This is a genomic window from Vibrio nigripulchritudo, assembly GCF_027924785.1.
Classification (GTDB): Bacteria; Pseudomonadota; Gammaproteobacteria; order Enterobacterales; family Vibrionaceae; genus Vibrio; species Vibrio nigripulchritudo.
Window position 1 is genome coordinate 1,007,226 of record NZ_AP027049.1, and the last position, 18,190, is coordinate 1,025,415.

At 45.0% G+C, this 18,190-nt stretch carries 19 protein-coding genes; 10 read left to right on the plus strand and 9 right to left on the minus strand.

Going from position 1 to position 18,190, the window contains the following annotated elements; all coding sequences use genetic code 11:
- Positions 1-38: 38 nt before the first annotated feature.
- A complete protein-coding gene (locus tag QMG91_RS04860; RefSeq protein ID WP_022597548.1) occupies positions 39-2,303 on the minus strand; it encodes a tetratricopeptide repeat protein in 2,265 nt (754 codons plus the stop codon).
- Positions 2,304-2,331: 28 nt separating this feature from the next.
- On the minus strand, positions 2,332-3,177 hold the full coding sequence (queF, locus tag QMG91_RS04865) for an NADPH-dependent 7-cyano-7-deazaguanine reductase QueF (protein ID WP_281829216.1): 846 nt from the start codon (positions 3,175-3,177) through the stop codon (positions 2,332-2,334).
- Between the two features lie 101 nt (positions 3,178-3,278).
- On the opposite strand from queF, the gene syd reads away from it, so the two are divergent.
- Together syd and QMG91_RS04875 are read left to right on the plus strand one after the other, a co-directional pair.
- A complete protein-coding gene (syd, locus tag QMG91_RS04870) occupies positions 3,279-3,833 on the plus strand; it encodes a SecY-interacting protein (protein ID WP_022551293.1) in 555 nt (184 codons plus the stop codon).
- A 3-nt stretch (positions 3,834-3,836) separates the two neighbouring features.
- Entirely contained in the window at positions 3,837-4,610 is a 774-nt protein-coding gene (locus tag QMG91_RS04875) for a Zn-ribbon-containing protein (RefSeq protein WP_022551292.1), read from the plus strand.
- A gap of 60 nt (positions 4,611-4,670) precedes the next feature.
- Here the strand turns inward: QMG91_RS04875 and QMG91_RS04880 are convergent, their stop codons facing one another.
- From QMG91_RS04880 to QMG91_RS04895, 4 genes are all read right to left on the minus strand, one after another.
- Entirely contained in the window at positions 4,671-5,117 is a 447-nt protein-coding gene (locus QMG91_RS04880) for a YaiI/YqxD family protein (RefSeq protein ID WP_004399380.1), read from the minus strand.
- A complete protein-coding gene (locus QMG91_RS04885) occupies positions 5,114-5,395 on the minus strand; it encodes a hypothetical protein (protein WP_281829219.1) in 282 nt (93 codons plus the stop codon). The genes QMG91_RS04880 and QMG91_RS04885 overlap by 4 nt, the downstream gene beginning before the upstream one ends.
- A gap of 746 nt (positions 5,396-6,141) precedes the next feature.
- Positions 6,142-6,441: a DUF3301 domain-containing protein gene (locus tag QMG91_RS04890; RefSeq protein ID WP_004399378.1), complete on the minus strand. Its 300-nt coding sequence runs from the start codon at positions 6,439-6,441 to the stop codon at positions 6,142-6,144.
- 20 nt (positions 6,442-6,461) lie between these two features.
- Positions 6,462-7,499 carry a DUF3549 family protein gene (locus QMG91_RS04895; protein ID WP_281829221.1) on the minus strand — a complete coding sequence of 346 codons (1,038 nt, stop codon included), beginning with the start codon at positions 7,497-7,499 and terminating at the stop codon, positions 6,462-6,464.
- Positions 7,500-7,581: 82 nt separating this feature from the next.
- Between QMG91_RS04895 and QMG91_RS04900 the strand changes: the two genes are divergently transcribed.
- Positions 7,582-7,899, plus strand: a complete 318-nt coding sequence (locus QMG91_RS04900) for a YqcC family protein (protein ID WP_004399375.1) — start codon at positions 7,582-7,584, stop codon at positions 7,897-7,899.
- A complete protein-coding gene (gene truC / locus QMG91_RS04905) occupies positions 7,893-8,627 on the plus strand; it encodes a tRNA pseudouridine(65) synthase TruC (protein WP_281829224.1) in 735 nt (244 codons plus the stop codon). The genes QMG91_RS04900 and truC overlap by 7 nt, the downstream gene beginning before the upstream one ends.
- 69 nt (positions 8,628-8,696) lie before the next feature.
- On the opposite strand, the gene QMG91_RS04910 is transcribed toward truC, so the two are convergent.
- The 3 genes from QMG91_RS04910 to map all read right to left on the minus strand — a co-directional run bounded on the left by QMG91_RS04910 (position 8,697) and on the right by map (position 12,867).
- The gene (locus QMG91_RS04910) at positions 8,697-9,080 is read right to left on the minus strand and encodes a DUF3461 family protein (protein ID WP_004399373.1); all 384 of its coding nucleotides are present in this window, start codon (positions 9,078-9,080) and stop codon (positions 8,697-8,699) included.
- 183 nt (positions 9,081-9,263) lie between these two features.
- On the minus strand, positions 9,264-11,885 hold the full coding sequence (gene glnD / locus QMG91_RS04915) for a bifunctional uridylyltransferase/uridylyl-removing protein GlnD (protein WP_281829226.1): 2,622 nt from the start codon (positions 11,883-11,885) through the stop codon (positions 9,264-9,266).
- Positions 11,886-11,988: 103 nt separating this feature from the next.
- The gene (map, locus tag QMG91_RS04920; protein WP_022598387.1) at positions 11,989-12,867 is read right to left on the minus strand and encodes a type I methionyl aminopeptidase; all 879 of its coding nucleotides are present in this window, start codon (positions 12,865-12,867) and stop codon (positions 11,989-11,991) included.
- A 406-nt stretch (positions 12,868-13,273) separates the two neighbouring features.
- Between map and rpsB the strand changes: the two genes are divergently transcribed.
- From rpsB to QMG91_RS04950, 6 genes are all read left to right on the plus strand, one after another.
- Positions 13,274-14,008 (plus strand): 30S ribosomal protein S2, encoded by a 735-nt coding sequence (gene rpsB, locus QMG91_RS04925; protein WP_004406902.1) that lies wholly within the window; start codon positions 13,274-13,276, stop codon positions 14,006-14,008.
- A gap of 130 nt (positions 14,009-14,138) precedes the next feature.
- Positions 14,139-14,981 (plus strand): translation elongation factor Ts, encoded by an 843-nt coding sequence (tsf, locus tag QMG91_RS04930; protein WP_004406903.1) that lies wholly within the window; start codon positions 14,139-14,141, stop codon positions 14,979-14,981.
- A 154-nt stretch (positions 14,982-15,135) separates the two neighbouring features.
- Positions 15,136-15,864, plus strand: a complete 729-nt coding sequence (gene pyrH, locus QMG91_RS04935) for a UMP kinase (protein ID WP_004406904.1) — start codon at positions 15,136-15,138, stop codon at positions 15,862-15,864.
- A gap of 45 nt (positions 15,865-15,909) precedes the next feature.
- Positions 15,910-16,467: a ribosome recycling factor gene (gene frr / locus QMG91_RS04940; protein WP_004406905.1), complete on the plus strand. Its 558-nt coding sequence runs from the start codon at positions 15,910-15,912 to the stop codon at positions 16,465-16,467.
- A 96-nt stretch (positions 16,468-16,563) separates the two neighbouring features.
- Positions 16,564-17,316 (plus strand): isoprenyl transferase, encoded by a 753-nt coding sequence (locus QMG91_RS04945; RefSeq protein ID WP_022551285.1) that lies wholly within the window; start codon positions 16,564-16,566, stop codon positions 17,314-17,316.
- 15 nt (positions 17,317-17,331) lie between these two features.
- Complete coding sequence (locus QMG91_RS04950; protein WP_022598389.1) at positions 17,332-18,174, plus strand: phosphatidate cytidylyltransferase; 843 nt, start codon at positions 17,332-17,334, stop codon at positions 18,172-18,174.
- Positions 18,175-18,190 lie beyond the last annotated feature (16 nt).

Genomic DNA, 18,190 nt, shown 5'->3' on the forward strand with positions numbered 1-18,190 from the left:
AATAAGGTCACTTTAATCAGTGGTTAAGTGCTCACTTATCACTCGGATAGTGTCAATTTTTTGATGTCATCCTCATTTTGGCACGACGATTGGACTTTTATTAACCCTTGGTTTAATGCTTGCTTACATGCAAGCCTAATATTATCTGTCGCAAAACTCGCCGCTGGGGCATTTTCAATTGCTCTTAAATAGACCCACTGGCTCTCATCGCTATTTTTTTCTATTCCGCGGGCCAAGTTTGTTGATAGTAATAATATATCTATCAGCTCTTGATCATTTATCGCGGTATATGCTCTTGGCAAGAATGGATAATCTGCCATACCTATGTGAACTTTGCGCGATATTTTTCTTTCTGGCTCAAATTCTGAGATCCAGCTGCAAATCTTATCGAACATATGTTGCGGTTCGACGGTAGTCTTAGTATTGGGCTCTACATAAAGAAACATGGCGTCAGAAAAGTGATAGAGACGAGAGGGTTTCTCGATTTTTGACTTTATAAAATCACCGAAGGATTTTTCGAGCTCCAGCCCTGACTGATAGCCTAATTCAAGATAGGTGTTACGGAGAAATGGCAGGTCAAACATCACGAACCTCAAACGATCGCTGAAAGGTTCATTGATAAGCTCACCCAATTGCCATTGTTCGTAAGTTGCGCTACTTCTGGCTAATGAGTTTTGCAATTTCTTATTCAGCAGTCTCAAGTTTCTAAGACCCGAACGCGCGTGTGTATATAAATCTTGTCGCAGACTTTTTACTTCATTTTTTAGTTTGTCAATAATGTAGCCACGACGCAAAACAAATAGAACCAGCAGTACCGTAATTATAAATAAACCAAATGCTGTGTTCTGAAATTTTCGAAATTCTTGCTGAGCGACTTTTAGCTCACCTTCCAATCCTTTGTAGTGTAAAGATTGTTCAATGATGTCTTTTTGCTGCTTTAATACGTCTTCGTTTATTTCATTCAGACGTTTTTGTTGGTTGGCGTTCAGTATCGAAAATTTCTTCAGCGCATTTAATGATTCAATAAATTCTCCATTTTGCTCATATGCAGCGGATAGCACCCGATAAGATTGTAATAAAATAAAGTTATCGGATAAATCTTGACCTATTGCGAGTGCATTTCGAGCATTTGATAATGCTTTTGCAGTTTGTTCCTGTTGCAGTGCCAAACTGGCAGTAAGTAATAATGTGCGCGCTTTTAATGGTTTTATTTGGGTGTAATTGACAAGATTTTTGGCTTTGTCTAAATATTGCTCAGCTAACGTGAAGTTAAACAGTTGTAAATAAGTGTCAGCAATGCTTAATCTTAATTCAATCACATCGTGAATATCACGAGCGAAGTATTCATGATCGAGTACGTTAAAATATCTTACAAGTGCGAGATTGTATTTCCCTTGAAGAAAATAAATATCCGCCATCTGCTTTAAAACGTCGCCAAGTACCAGCGATTGTTCAAAATTTCGATAGAAATCGGCAGCTCGGGATAAATGCTCTAACGCTTTGTCTAACACCTGGCGTTGCTTAAAAAGCTGTGCAAGTTGGTAGTTTGCTTTGGCTAATTCCTGGCTTTGATCTTTTTCAATGGCCATCCAATAGCCGGTAAGTAATTCTGTTAAAGCAAGGTCGTAAGATTTATATCGTAAGTAATGTTTTCCCACTTCAATGTGATAATTAATGATAGTGTCAATTTTGGTCACTTTCGCCAATATTTCAGACGCTGTTTTGTATTCCAGTTCAGCATCAACTCGGTTGCCATTAACAGAGGCGATTTCGCCTTTGATCATCGCCAGTCGATATTGCAGGCTAGTGACCAAGCTTGAAGAAGTCATTGGTTGCAGCAATGCCTGCTCAATTCTTTGAACTATAGGAAAGACTTTTTTCAAATCATTGGTTTGTAACCATAGAAGCTCAGCCCGCATAAGCTGAGTTTCAAGTGCAATCAGCGGCAGATCATAGTTGCCTGCGAGCCGTTCTGCGTTTTCTAAGTGAAGGAACGCCGTTCTGGGGTCACCAAGTAGCAATTCGGAATGAGCAAGTATTTGCAGGGCATCTATACTGCTGCTTGGCGTTCTCAGAGAGTTATCGGTGTCTTCCCGTGGTAACGCGGAAGGTCCTTTAGGCGAAGCGTCAGTCAGCTTACGCTGACTGAGAAACTTGGTGGCAATTTGCTTGGATTTTTTCGGGTCGATCTCCACCAAATTGGCGGCATCACTGAGAATGGGCGATGTGTAGATTTTTGCCAATGCGGTCTGACTTTGCAGAAAAATAGCAAAAAATAGCGCAGACCAACCAAAAAATTTCATTCCTTTGTACTCCAGGCTTTGGCTTATTTTATTGTCTTGCGAGTCGCAGGTTGTTGTCCGGCTTCGACTGTTCCGTTGAGCGGTAAGGATTGATGTCCAATCCGCCACGTCTCGTGTATCGGGCAAATACCGTCAGAGAAGTTGGGGCGCAATACTTCTGAATATCCGTGAAGATGCGTTCTACACATTGCTCGTGGAATTCATTGTGCTCTCGGAAAGAAACCAGGTATCGGAGTAAAGCTTCGCGATCGATACGACTTCCAGTGTACTCGATCGAAACACTTCCCCAGTCGGGCTGATTTGTGATCAAACAGTTGGACTTAAGCAGGTTACTGACCAGTGTTTCTGTGACCATCTCGTCTGACGATGCGTTGCGTAGTAACTCAGGGTCAAATTCGTAACTTTCGATTTTTATGTCCTGATCATCGATGCATTCGCCTTGCAAGCTGACAATAGGTTGGTTGTCATAATGTGAAACGGGATTAATGACAACTTCAACAGGTTCACCTGCACATTCAGACAAATCTTTAACTAAAGAAGCCTGTACCTGCTCCCAGCTATCAAACTGAGTCTGGTTGTAGCTGTTCAAGTAAAGCTTGAATGACTTGGATTCAACAAGGTTAGGGCTGGTAGCAGGCAACATCACTTCACCTACCGCCACTTGAGGAAGCCCGTTACGATTCAACCAAGACAGCTCATAAAGGGTCCAGATGTCCACACCAACAAACGGTAGCTCACCGGTAAGTTGAATGTCGTCACGGTTCAGGCTTCGGGGAACGCCTTGCAACAGGGAAGGGTCGTATTGGCTGCTGTACTCTGTTTTCTGACCCAGAGTCAAACTAGCCAGCTCTTCGGCGTTCGAATATTTGCTCATACTTACTTTAAAAGATCGATTAGAATACCCCGAAGTTTACTTAATCCCTCTTATTCTGTCATCCGCCAAGGTACAGGACAGAAGATATCCAGGAGCAATCAATGTCTCAAAATGTTGCACACGCCTTAAAGTCTTTCAGCGAACGCTACCTTTCGCAGTGGAATGAAGAACGTTCTAGTTTCCCTCAAAGTGAAGAGCTGGCAGGTATTCCTTCACCATGCATTGAGAAACAAGGTGAAGACTATGTGGAGTGGCGACCTGTGTATCGTGACAGCTGGGCTGATTTCACCAATGTAGAAAATGGCATCGAGCTCACATTGCATGAAGACATTAAAGCGTTTTATAGCTGTCAGTTTTGCGGGGACATGGAGGCACTTTGGGATGGAAAGCCTCTTACGTTACTTCAGGTGTGGAGCGAAGAAGATTTCGTTCGTTTGCAGGAAAACATTCTTGGTCATCTGGTCATGCAGCGTCGCCTTAAACTGAAACCCACCGTTTTCATTGGCTCTACGTCAGCAGAAATGGACGTTATCTCCATATGCAACATTACTGGTGAAGTCATCTTTGAACGGCTTGGAACATCACAGCGTGACATTTTAGCTCCGTCCGTTGAGGAATTCTTGTCTCAGCTAACCCCTGTTGTGGAGCAAGAATAAACCATGTACATCACTGAGCTTTCATTTGAAGTGTACCGGGATACCTCTATGGGAGAGGTAGAAAAAGCGATCAACTACGTTTTGGATTGCTTGAGGTATAACGGGCAGGTGCTAGGACGTGAACTTCCCGTACATATGGATGGTGCCGTCTTTACTGCTCGTGTAGTCTGCCCGGAATCAAACAGCTTACACCCAGATTTTCATAGTGCGCAGGTAAAACACGCTATCAGCCAGCTGGCTGATTTTGGATTGCTGCAACCTAAAGTTCGGGTACTGGGTGAGGATATGAATTCGGACCCCAGTGCGGATTGCATTGAGAGAGAATGGCAGATTTTGTATACCAGCTATTTACATACATGCTCTCCAATTCGATGTGGTGAGCAGTTTCAGCCAGTTCCATTGTATCGGTTACCCCCGGTTGCGAATGGTGACCAGAAGCAGATCATTAAATGGCAGGAAGACTGGAGCGCGTGTGACCAGCTTCAGATGAATGGCTCTGTAGTAGAGCATCCTTCCTTGTACGAAATTTCATCCAGCAAGAGCTTACTGTTTCGACGTGGGTGGGATTTATGCCGACGACTCAAAGTAGTGAGTGGAATTCCAACTTATCTATACATCTACCGTGTCGGTGGCAAAAGCAAAGAAGAAGAGTTAGCAAGAAAGTGCCCGACTTGTGGTGGCGACTGGAAGCTGGAAGAGCCTATACACGGCGTCTTCGACTTTAAATGCGATGAGTGCATGTTGGTGAGCAATTTGTCGTGGGATTTTAAAGACTGAGTAGGTTGGGGGAGCGGGAATTGATTCACCGCTCCTTAGCTTTACTTCAGTATGTTCAGATCACTTACTTTTAGCGATGATTCTGTCTAAGTGATTGGCAAATTCACGCCTTTCAGTTTGAGAAAGAGCAGCCGGTCCGCCCGTCTGAATTCCACTGGATCGCATGGTATCCATAAAATCTCGAATGTTAAGCCGCGCTTTAATGGTATCCCGAGTGTAAAGTTCCCCTCTTGGGCTGAGTGCCTGCCCGTTTTTCTGTATTACCTCATCGGCTAACGGGATATCTGCAGTAATCACCAGATCGCCCTCTTCCACTCGTTGGACTATTTCATTATCGGCAATATCGAAGCCGCTCGATACCTGTAGCATATGGATGTTGTTACGTTTAGGAAGAGGAATACTGTGGTTAGCCACAAAAGTGGTGGTTATCCCTGTTCGCTCAGCAGCCCGTGTTAATGTTTCGCGGATAACCTTCGGGCAAGCGTCCGCATCTACCCATATCTTCATTCTGCTGATTTCTCCAGTGCTTCTAGTCTTTTCGTTAACTCAGCAACCTGTTCTTCTAATGCCGCGATACGGGCATCACTGGACGCCTCTTTTATACCTACTTCCACTTTCGGTACTCGCGCAGAGGCTTTCCAGCTTTTGATTGTGGCGATGATGGCTGGCATAGGAACTGTCGATTTTAATCTTGCTTTGACAAGCGCCACAGTGGGCTCTTTTCCCTGATCAGCGAGAGACTGAATAACGGCTTCTAGTTCGGCAGTGATGTCCTGAGTTTTCATGTCGGATTCCTTAAAATTTCTGAGCTAATGATATATCTAATTGGTCATGGCGAGAAGTGTGCGCCAGCACGTATTTTTCTTTGAGTCTTTTGTCAGTGGCTCTAGTTATTTGCTCATTAGCTTGTGAGAGATCTCTTACAAGCTGTGTAGGAGATGTTTGCTTTTAATATTAGGGAATCATTGAGTTGAATTTCTATCTTATTGTTCTTAAATAATTATTTAATTTATGCGATTTATTCTCAAATAAAAATGTGAGCCAGTTAAGTTGTTCGAATTCGAGATAAACGTAATCTGTTCCCTGTCGGAAGGATTCTGACACGGAACAGGAAACATCCACGGACTGGTTATCTTCAGGATGAAGATTTGGTTATTCAGGATGAATGATCAGCATGGAGCGAACGGACATTGAATGGACTCAATCGTTATCAGGAAGATGACGACTAAGGAAAGACGATGGACACCTCAGGACTGAGGCAGGGAACAAACATCAGGATGATGTAAGGGACACCGCTCAAGGAACAAGTGAGTGCGCTAATCAGGAAGGTTAGCAGATCAGGATAGGATCATGGACACCGCTAGGATGGCGATGAAAGGATTAAGCTGAAGGACACAGCATACTATCAAGGATTTGATGCATGGAGCACCTATAGTAGCCGGATTGCTGCGAGTAAGACTACAGCCCCGATACGAAGTATCGGGGCTTTTCTTTTGTCCGAAAATTGTGACTTATCTTGAGTTCAGGTTACTTACATCCGGTAAGGGGGAATGTCGAAGTGGCTTGCGTGGAACCCCACCATAGTCAGCTCCCCGATGTAGTAATCGTCTCCAAGTGACGAAAATTCAAACTGATACACCGTATGCCAGCCAATTTTGCCTGATTTATGGCGAAATCTATGCCCTTTGAACGACACCGAGAGTACTTGGATTTCAAGTTGTTTACAGCGATGTGCCACCATTTGCTTGGCCAGCTCTGACTGCCTTCGTTGTTGCCAGAAGAGTAAGCAGAACAGAGTCACCAATATAATTGCGAACAGATTTCCTATCATTATTCAGTCCTTTGAGCCACTTACTGGGTGCGAGTGCTTTGCTGTAATTTGATGAGAGCGTCAGCCAGCTCTGGTGAAGGAGCATTGTGAAGCAGCGGAAGCAATACCATTCTTAATTCAGGAAGCATAACTAAGTCAGCAAAAAGCTGGTTAAATAGCCCTTGGTTGCTGGTTTGTGCCAGTCTCAATAAAAATTGACCTGCCCGGTTGGTATCCGCTAAAGCCGCCCAACTTCTTCCTGCTATTCCAATGAGGACTTCCTGGTGGCTTAGCCTTGGGCTTTTTAACACTTCATCGACCACTTTGTTCAGTGAATCAACGGATCCTGAAAGTGCCCGGACAAGCGCTGAGAGTAAGAAAAGGTCAGGGTTATCCGAATGACACTGTTCCAGCGCTTTTTCTTCCAGCGTGGTGCCTAACTTCTCTGGCAAGTCACAATGTTCAAGGACACCAAGTAGTGCATAAAGCGGTTCATTAGGCAGATTCCTGATGGCTTTTCTTAGCATCACACCATTTTGTTCGGCATTCAGGCGCGCGCAAATATCTGCGATCCCCTGAAGACCAATGGTTTGCCAGTTTTCCCAACCCAATCCACCAGTGAAGTAGTGTTGAGCATGCTCGTAGTATTGGCTGGTTGGCATGGTCAGAGAAGCACGTACCTGACTATGGAATACCGCCATTTTGTCTTCCGAAGGTTTGAAGGTGTATGGGTTTTGCGAAAGCTTGTCCTGTTGCTCTTCACTTAGCTCTCCACCCAAACGTGTCCCCATGGCTTCAATAACGTATTTAATGAAATTGCCGGTGTCTGACTGCTTGAGCAATCCACGTTCATCCAAATCAAATTTTAGAAACCAGATCCAAGGTTGTTTCGCCTCGTTCCAATAAGCAATGGCAAGGTGTGCTTTTCTCTGCATTGGATATGGGTAAGCTTGCTGACCTACCTCGACCTTTGAGAAAGCCTGAGGGTCGATTTGAGTGATGCGTCGTCCCAAGTCAAAGACCTGGTATTCACAATGACTGTTGGTCAGGAGTTGGGTAAGAGTATGAATGGTATCCATGGACTAGCTTGTTATCCTATATGTCTTTAGCCAATAGATGGTACTCTATGGGCAATTTTCAAGGTCCACCGAATCGAAATTCATGAATACCGTTCAAATCTCGACACATATCGAGAATCTGAAAAGTGCACTTCAACAACAAGCGTTATGGGAAAGCACACCACCATCTTCTCAGGCACTGTCTAGTGACCAGCCTTTTGCGTATGACACTTTAGAGCCGCATCAATGGCTTCAGTGGGTGTTTATTGTCCGTATTGAAGCGTTGATTCTTGCGGGGCAGACGTTACCAACCGGGTTTGAGTTGTCTCCCTATTTTGAAGAAGTCTGGAAAGACGATGAGAGTAAAGCAAAAGTGTTAGCAGCTGTTTCAGCCATCGATAAGGCGTTTTCATCGTGTTAGAGATTTTATTTCAAGATGAGTATCTGGTCGCGGTCAATAAACCTGCCGGAATTCTGGTGCATCGCTCATGGCTCGACAAACACGAAACCCAATTCGTGATGCAGACTCTGCGCGATCAGATTGGTCAGCATGTGTTTCCTCTGCATCGCCTGGACAGGCCGACTTCCGGAGTACTGGTGTTCGCGCTTTCAAGTGAAGTGGCGTCTGAAGTATCCCCGATGTTTGCCAATCACGATATGCAGAAAACCTATCACGCCATCGTCCGAGGCTGGATTGAAGAAGGGGATACACTGGATTATCCGCTTAAAGAAGAGCTGGATAAAATCGCCGATAAGTTTGCCGACAAAGACAAGGAAGCGCAGAGTGCGATAACCGATTATCTTCCTCTTGGTAAAGTGGAAGTGCCACATTCCACCGGGCGATTTCCGACGACGCGATACGGTTTGGTGGAAATGAAGCCCAAAACGGGTCGCAAGCATCAGTTGCGCCGCCATATGGCACACTTAAGGCACCCAATCGTTGGAGACACCTCTCACGGAGATGGTAAGCACAATCGATTATTCCGGGAGCATTATGATTCGCACCGTTTACTGCTTCACGCGTCTGAACTGGAATTTGTTCATCCATTCACTAATGAGCCTCTTGTGTTAAAGGCACCATTTGATGAAGTGTGGAACAGGCTGCTTTCAGAGTTTGGCTGGAAAACGCTTTTTGAGAAAAAGGGATAAAAACCTTAGCTTGGGATAAAAACAGAAAAGGGAGCTAGACTCCCTTTTTTAATTCACTAAATTGAATTGCTATTTAAGCTTTTCCAGATCCGCTTCGATCTCAGCGATCTTACTGGATACGACTTTTTCTAGGTGTCGTAAATCCGACAGGATTTTCTCTTTCACGTCCACTTCGACCAGTTTTTCTGGTTTCGTAATGGTGTTCAGTTCATCAATCACCAAAGTAAGGTTACGGTTGATTTCAGTGACTTCTTTGTACTGGTGGCTGCCACTGTCGACCAGAACATTCTTGCGTTGCCTTGGGTATTTAAACTTAACGCTTTTGGCAAATAGCTCGCCTTTCTGTTTTTTGAAATAAATCTTAAGTACGTCTTTTTGTGCTTCCTGGCGTAAGGAGTAACGTTCGATCTGTTTTGGGTCCTGAATACCTAACCCAGTGAGGTTTGGATACATAGAGCACCTCGTGATAGCCGTTGAATGGTAGTGCCAACCCTTTTGTTCAATTGGAGTAAAGAACATCGTCGGTTGGTTGAGTACTGTTCAACTTTAGCAGCTATTGATAGGTCGGACAGAGGGATTTTCAGAGGTTTGTGGACGAGATCGCGATATACCGGATCTCGCCCATTATGCGATTGGTTAGTGAGACTGAAGTTCGCTAACGCTTTCTTTCAGCTTGGATTTTAGCTCTGCTTGTTCTTCTTCGCTCAAAGGACCACCATTTGGTGAAGTGAGGATAAACAAATCTTCTGCTCGCTCACCTATGGTGGTGATTTTTGCTGCGTGCAGGTTAATGTTCAGATCCGCGAAAGTCGCTCCCACATTGGCGAGTAGCCCGGGCGTATCCAGAGCGACAAACTCCATCAGCGTGCGCTTTTTGGTTTTGGTTGGTATGAAATCGACTTTGGTCTTCACATTGAAGTGCATCAATTGGCGAGGTGTACGCCGTACTTTAGTTGCGGAGCTTGTCTCATCCAGAACGCTTTGTAATTGTTTGACGACGGTAGCGTGGCGATTTTCTTCAATGGGTTTACCGTGCTGATCCAGCACCATAAAGGTATCCAGTGCGTAGCCGTCTTTGCTGGTCATGACCTGAGCATCGTGGATGCTGAAATTTCTTCTGTCTAGCTCACCTGCGACATTGGCAAACAGATTTGGCAGGTCTGGAGAGTATATGAACACTTCGGTTCCACCACGTGTTGGCTTCTCACTGAGTAATACCAATGGCTGTTCTTTGGATTCCAGTCTTAATAAGTGCTCACCATGCCAGGCAATTTGCTTGTGGGTGTGTCGAAGGAAGTAATCGGCTTTAAATCGCTGCCAGAGCACCTCGATTTCCCTAGGGGTGAAGCCTTCTTTGCGTAGAATTGCTGATGCGAGGTGCTGGTTGTGACGGATACGTTCTCGCACATCAACGGGGTTTTCTAACCCACGTCTTAGCGCACGTTGAGTGGAATAGAATAGCTCTGCGAGCAAAGTCCGTTTCCAACTGTTCCAGAGTTCAGGGTTGGTAGCGCAGATGTCTGCAACTGTCAGACACACCAGAAATTCGAGATACTCTTCGTCGCGTACTTTTTTAGCAAACCCGGTGACCACTTCAGGATCATAGATATCACGACGTTGTGCCGTTACTGACATCAATAGGTGATGTTTAACCAGCCATGACACCAATTTGGCTTCTGGTTTAGATAGCCCGTGTTCAATACAGAAATCGTAGGCTTCAACAGCGCCAATTTCTGAGTGATCGCCGCCTCTGCCTTTGCCAATGTCGTGGAATATCGCGGCAAGAATCAACAGCTCTTTCTTCTGGATACGAGGATACACTTCACAACAAATAGGGTGTTTAGCGTGGTTTTTGGCAAAGCTAAAGGTGTGGATGTGTTTTAGCAGTCGGATACTGTGCTCGTCTACTGTGTACACGTGGAACAGGTCAAACTGCATTTGCCCGACAATCTGACTCCATTGCGGCAGATACGCTGACATTACGCCTAAACGGTGCATTAAGCTGAATGCTTTGTGTAGGGCGTTGGGGTGGCGCACCAAATCCATAAACTTTTCACGCGCTTCAGGAATGGTATGCAGAAATTTATTCAGTCTTCGCCGTGCCGTGCGCAACTGGCGCATGGTTGCTGGTGCGACTCCTTCAATAGAAGAGTCATTAGCGATATGCAGAAACATATCCAGAATGGTTTCTGGTCGAGCCTGAAACAGGGCGGGTTTCCTTGCTTCGATGAGTGGACCCCGGCGCTGGAAGTCGTCGTCTAAAATCTCTGCCGGAAGTTGCTCCCCCTTATTGATGATCGCCTGATCAAACAATTTAAGAAGCATCTTATTGAGCTCTGCTACGCGTCTAAGCGTTCGATAGAACTCTTTCATCATCATTTCGATCGGTTTATTGCCTTCACCAGAGAAACCCAAGTGTTCGGCTACCTGTAACTGGTGAGCAAAGGTCAGGCGGTTGTCATAGCGTTTCAGTTCAATATGAAGGGCAAATCTAACGCGCCATAGAAAATCCTGACACTCAAGCAGCTCCCGATACTCGGCATCGGTTAAAAAGCCGTATCGGCTCATTTCGAACAAAGATGTGGCACCAAAGTGACGCCTTGCTACCCAACTGAGGGTGTGAATGTCTCGCAGACCACCTGGGCTGGATTTGATGTCTGGCTCCAGATTGTAGGTGGTGTCGTGGTAGCGAGCATGACGTTCTTTTTGCTCCTGCAGTTTGGCTTGGTAAAAAACTTCGCTGGGCCAGAACGATTCAGAGTGAATCAAAAGCTTGAGTTTGTGAAAGCTGTCTTCACAGCCACAGATCAGCCGCGCTTCCTGTAAGTTGGTGGCGACGGTGAGATCATCTTTACCCACTTCCTTACATTCTTCGACAGTTCTTACACTATGACCCACTTCCATACGCAAATCCCAAAGCAGCGTAATGAACTCACTGACTTTGGTTTTAACCGAGTCGTCTAAAGTAGATTGGCTGAGAACCAGAATATCAATGTCTGACAGTGGGTGGAGTTCGCCACGACCGTAGCCTCCGACGGCAACTAAACTCATCTCTGGCACTTTATCGAATGCGTAATGTTCCCATAAACGTGTGAGTAACATGTCCATGTATTCACTTCGACCTAGAACCAGATCTGTTACCGGGTGATGGGCAAGAAATTCGTTCTTTTGATATTCAGAGAAAGTGTCGAGCTCGTTACGTAGACTCTCCAGATTCATTGATTCGTTTTTTAGCGTAAGAGGGGATTGAAAGGTCATCCATGCGGTCCGTGCAAACTACTGTTGTCTTAACTGTAACAACTGAGCTTAAAGTTTTCGATGTATAGAAAAGAAAAATCCCAGCCAGGCTGGGATTTTTGAATTATACGTTCTTCATAATTCGGGGAATCGTGTCATCACTGCGTAGTGTCAGAACCTCACAACCAGTTTTGGTTACGAGAATAGTATGTTCCCACTGCGCCGAGTTTTTGCCATCACCTGTGTAAACTGTCCAGTCATCTTCAGAGTCTACGCTACAACCAAATTTACCTGCGTTGATCATAGGTTCGATGGTGAAGCACATGCCTTCTTTCAACTTACGGTTATCGGTGTTTTTGTAATGAACAACTTGTGGTTCTTCGTGGAACTCGCTGCCAATGCCATGACCGCAGAAATCTTTAACAATGGAGTACTTCATTCGAGGATTCTTTTTATTGTTATCCTTGATGAATTTATCGATAGCTGTTCCTAAATCTCCCACTGTTGCACCAGGTTTAACTTTTCTCATTGCTACATATAGTGCTTCTTGAGTTACGGTACAAAGGCGCTTATCCGCAGGAGACACTTCGCCAACATAGAACATGCGAGAGCTGTCGCCGTGGTAGCCTTTTGGACGAACACTTAAGTCGGTGTCTTTGTCGTCTGGAACAATAACAGTGATGTCGATATTGATGACGTCACCGTCTTTCAATACCGCAGGCTTTCCTTTACCAGTAGAGCCTACTTCGTCAACAGAGGCTGGAATGCCATGGCAAACAATGTGATTGATCGATGTGCAGATAGATTTCGGAAAACCGTGGTAGTCCAATGGAGCAGGGTAAGCGTTGTTTTCCAGAATGTAATCGTGGCAAATGCGATCCAGTTCTTCGGTTGTTACCCCAGGTTTGACATGTGGCTCAATCATTTCAAGAACACTAGCGGCAAGCTTGCCTGCAACGCGCATTTTCTCGATTTCTTCTGCAGTTTTAATTTTAATGGACATTGATTTTCTCAAACTCATAAATGCAATCGCAGCATTTTATACCCAAACTAGTTCAAGATGCTAGATTCAGCCACTATTGAGCAGCGCAATTGCATTCATTTCCCCTAATGGAGTGTGACCAGAATCTTTCTCTGGAAGATGTTATGTAAAGCCAAGTCTCAAAGACGGTTTGTATCATTCAGTCAGAGAATTTATTACTAGCTTTACTCGCCGCTTTTATGGTATAAAGCGCGCCGGAATCAAGATCAGTTCTCTCCATTGGCGAAGCTGCTTTTGGCTCCAACAAACTATTTCTTAAATCACACACGTACCGACACATGATCCGGGGTGCTCACTTACTTAGATATAAGAAGTTGAGTCGGACGCATGGGGTATGTGGAGGCCTAACCCCATAGAGGAATTTAAAATGGCAACTGTATCAATGCGCGATATGCTGAAAGCTGGTGTTCACTTCGGTCACCAGACTCGTTACTGGAACCCAAAAATGAAGCCATTCATCTTTGGTGCTCGTAACAAAGTTCATATCATCAACCTAGAAAAAACTGTACCAATGTTCAACGATGCACTAGCTGAGCTAGGCAAAGTTGGCGAGAAGAAAGGTAAAGTTCTTTTCGTAGGTACTAAGCGCGCTGCATCTGAAGCTGTAAAAGAAGCTGCTATCGCAAGCAACCAGTTCTACGTTAACAACCGTTGGTTGGGTGGTATGCTTACGAACTACAAAACTGTTCGTCAGTCAATCAAGCGTCTGAAAGATCTTGAAGCACAGTCTCAAGACGGTACTTTCGACAAACTAACTAAGAAAGAAGCTCTAATGCGTACTCGTGAAATGGAGAAGCTAGAGAAATCTCTTGGTGGTATCAAAGACATGGGTGGTCTACCAGACGCTCTATTCGTAATCGACGCTGATCACGAGCACATCGCAGTTCGCGAAGCAAACAACCTGGGTATCCCTGTATACGCAGTTGTTGATACTAACTCTGACCCAGATGGTGTTGACTTCGTTATCCCTGGTAACGACGACGCAATCCGTGCTGTACAACTTTACCTAAACGCTGCTGCAACTGCAGTAAGCGAAGGTCGCAACCAAGACGTTGCTGCAGCGGCTGCTGAAAAAGACGGTTTCGTAGAAGAAGCTGAGTAATAGCGGCTCTGAGTCACACTTAGTTTTATAGGCAACAAAAGTTAAATATAAGCTAAGTTATAGTTACTATCAGGGGCCGACATCGAGCCCCTGATTTTTACCATATCCAGAATCAACTGAGGAATAGAGAATGGCTGTTACTGCTGCTCTAGTTAAAGAACTGCGCGACCGCACTGGCGCAGGCATGATGGACTGTAAGAAAGCGCTGAACGAAACTAACGGCGACATCGAACTAGCAATCGAAAACATGCGTAAATCAGGTGCTGCTAAAGCTGCTAAGAAAGCAGGTAACGTAGCTGCTGAAGGTACAATTATCATCAAAGAAGCTGACGGCGTTGCTGCTCTTCTTGAAGTTAACTGTCAGACTGACTTCGTTGCTAAAGATGCAAACTTCACAGCTTTTGCTAACGAAGTTGCTGAAGCGGCTCTTGCTTCTAAAGCTACTGCAGAAGAACTACAAGCTCAATTCGAGGAAACTCGTGTTGCTCTAGTTGCTAAAATCGGCGAAAACGTAAACATCCGTCGCGTACAATACGTTGAAGGTGCTGCACTGGCTGCTTACCGTCACGGTGAGAAAATCGGTGTTGTTGTTGCTGGTGAAGGCGACGCAGAAACTCTTAAGCACGTTGCAATGCACGTTGCAGCTTCTCGTCCAGAGTACGTTAACCCAGAAGACGTACCTGCTGACGTAGTAGAAAAAGAGAAAGCGGTTCAAGTTGAAATCGCAATGAACGAAGGCAAGCCTGCTGAAATCGCAGAGAAAATGGTTGTTGGTCGTATGAAGAAATTCACGGGCGAAATCTCTCTGACTGGTCAAGCTTTCGTTATGGAACCTAAGAAATCTGTTGGCGAAATTCTTAAAGAGAAAGGCGCTTCAGTAACTAACTTCGTTCGTCTAGAAGTTGGTGAAGGTATCGAGAAAGCTGAAGAAATGAGCTTCGCTGAAGAAGTAGCGGCTGCTCAAAAAGGTTAATCCTTTGTAGATTGCTTAAAAAAAGACCGTAGCCAAGGCTGCGGTCTTTTTATGACAAAAAGACAGAAGCGTTAATCGTGATGAATACACACTGATAGTTCCAGCATGCATTCATGACTGTTAATCAACAACTCTCATTTGGAAGGTAAACTCCATGACTACTAACCCTAAACCAGCGTATCAACGTATCCTGTTAAAACTGAGTGGTGAAGCACTTCAAGGTGAAGAAGGTTTTGGTATTGATCCAGCAATCTTGGATCGTATGGCTCAAGAAGTAAAAGAACTGGTTGAACTGGGTGTTCAAGTGGGCGTGGTTATCGGCGGTGGTAACTTGTTCCGTGGTGCAGGTCTGGCTGAAGCGGGTATGAACCGCGTTGTGGGTGACCACATGGGCATGTTGGCAACCGTAATGAACGGTCTGGCAATGCGCGATGCGCTTCACCGTGCATACGTGAATGCTCGCGTTATGTCTGCAATTCCTCTAAAAGGTGTATGTGACGACTATAACTGGGCAGATGCGATTCGCGAACTGCGTCAAGGTCGTGTGGTTATCTTCTCTGCAGGTACAGGTAATCCATTCTTTACTACTGATTCTGCTGCATGTTTGCGCGGTATTGAAATCGAAGCGGATGTAGTTCTAAAAGCAACAAAAGTAGATGGTGTATTTACTGCTGATCCGGTAGCAAACCCTGAAGCAGAGCTGTATGATACTCTTTCTTTTAGTGAAGTTCTTGAAAAAGAATTGAAAGTAATGGACTTAGCGGCATTTACATTGGCTCGTGACCACAAAATGCCTATCCGTGTATTCAATATGAACAAGCCAGGCGCTCTACGTCGCGTGGTAATGGGTGAAGCCGAAGGTACGCTGATCAGCGAAGCCTAAATCGGTAACCAGAACACTCTTATAAAAAATTATTAAGGTGAAATTGTGATTAACGAAATCAAACAAGATGCACAAGAGCGCATGGAAAAAAGCGTTGAAGCGCTAAAAAATAACCTGTCTAAAGTACGTACAGGTCGTGCTCACCCAAGCCTGTTGGCAAACATCAACGTAGAATACTACGGTGCAGCGACGCCTCTAAACCAGGTTGCAAACGTAATCGCAGAAGATTCACGTACTCTGGCAATTACGGTTTTCGATAAAGAACTGGCGCCTAAAGTTGAAAAAGCAATCATGCAGTCAGATCTGGGTCTAAACCCAATGTCTGCGGGTACGGTTATCCGTGTCCCACTTCCACCGCTAACAGAAGAGCGTCGTAAAGACCTGGTTAAAATTGTACGTGGTGAAGCAGAAGGCGGTCGTGTCGCTATCCGTAACATTCGCCGTGACGCGAACAACGACCTGAAAGCACTGCTGAAAGACAAAGAAATTTCTGAAGATGAAGATCGTAAAGCACAAGACGAAATTCAGAAGCTGACTGACGCTGCGGTTAAGAAAGTTGATGAAGTTCTTGCTGCAAAAGAAAAAGAGTTGATGGAAGTGTAATATAACTTACACTTTTCTTTTTCAAAGCGCTGTGCCCACAGCACAGCGCTTTTTTTATGCTATTATCTCAACCCCATTAGATTCAATGAATTCTCTATGCTGAACACTCAAGTCTCTCCAGACGCATTCCCCAAACATATCGCTATCATCATGGACGGCAATGGTCGTTGGGCAAAAAAGCAAGGTAAGCCTCGCGTATTTGGACACAAAGCAGGAGTCGATTCAGTAAGAAAAACCATTTCAGCCGCATCTCGCTTAGGCATAGAAGCTATCACTCTTTTCGCATTCAGCAGTGAAAACTGGCGTCGTCCGGAAGAAGAGGTGAGCCTTCTTATGGAGCTGTTTATTACAGTTCTGTCTAAAGAAGTGAAACGTCTTCACAAAAACAATCTGAGGCTTCGTGTGATTGGTGATACCTCTCGCTTTAATCAGAGGCTGCAAAAGAAGATTGTCGAAGCTGAGACTCTAACTAAAGATAATGATGGCATGGTGGTGAATGTCGCCGCTAACTACGGTGGTAAATGGGACATCACTCAAGCCATTCAGAAAATCGCCTCAGAAGCCAAAGAGGGCATTCTTGATCCGCTAGAGATCAATGAAGACCTTGTTGCTTCACACCTTACCATGTCCGATCTACCTGAAGTTGATCTGCTTATCCGCACCAGTGGTGAATGCCGGATCAGCAACTTTGTACTGTGGCAAATGGCTTACGCTGAAATGTACTTTGTCGACCAACACTGGCCGGATTTTGATGAGCAAAGCCTGGCAGATGCTGTGGCGTGGTTTGTTAACCGCGAGCGTCGCTTTGGCTGTACAGGCGAACAGATTCAAGAAATCATGAATGGATAAAAAAGGATCATCAGCTTGAAACAAAGAATTATAACCGCGCTGATTCTGGCTCCATTAGTTGTGCTGGGGATTTTTAAACTTTCTATCCCTCTCTTTGTTGCTGCCATCGCTGCAATTGTTGTGGTGGGCTTCTGGGAGTGGACTCAATTTGTCAAATCATCTAATAGACAGCTTGCTTTGATTCCGTCGCTGGTCGCTTTGGCTGGTTTGTTCTTCTTGTTGCCTTTTGATGTGGCAGCACTTCAGCAGGTATCAAGCGGTCACGTCACTATTCTCACTGTCGCTGGAGTCTGGTGGTTGGCTTCCAGTGGTATGGCAATGTCTTTCCCTAAGTCTGCAAGCTTCTGGGAAAATTCAAACGTACTGCGCCATCTTTTTGGTTTACTGACACTGATTCCTTTTTTTACCTCTGTTGTTCTTCTAAGAAGCGTAGGCTACGACGCCGATCCGTATTACGGTGCTAAGCTTGTCCTGTTTGTTTGCTTTCTTGTCTGGGCGGCCGATAGCGGTGCCTATTTTGCCGGTAAAAGTTTCGGAAAGCGCAAAATGGCTCCTAATGTCAGCCCGAACAAAACTGTAGAAGGTCTGGTCGGTGGCATCATTACCGCATTGGTAATTGGGTGGGGCGCGGCAAATTGGTTTGAACTCACCTTCTCCAGCCCTGTCATAATGGTATTCATTACTCTTGCCACTGTTATCATCTCAGTGTTAGGTGACTTGGTAGAAAGTATGTTTAAGCGCGTATCAGGGATAAAGGACAGCGGAAATATTATTCCCGGGCATGGTGGTGTTCTAGACAGAATAGACAGTTTGACTGCCGCTTTTCCTGTATTTGCCTTACTCTATTTCACGCTTTAATGTTGTAAAAAGGCAG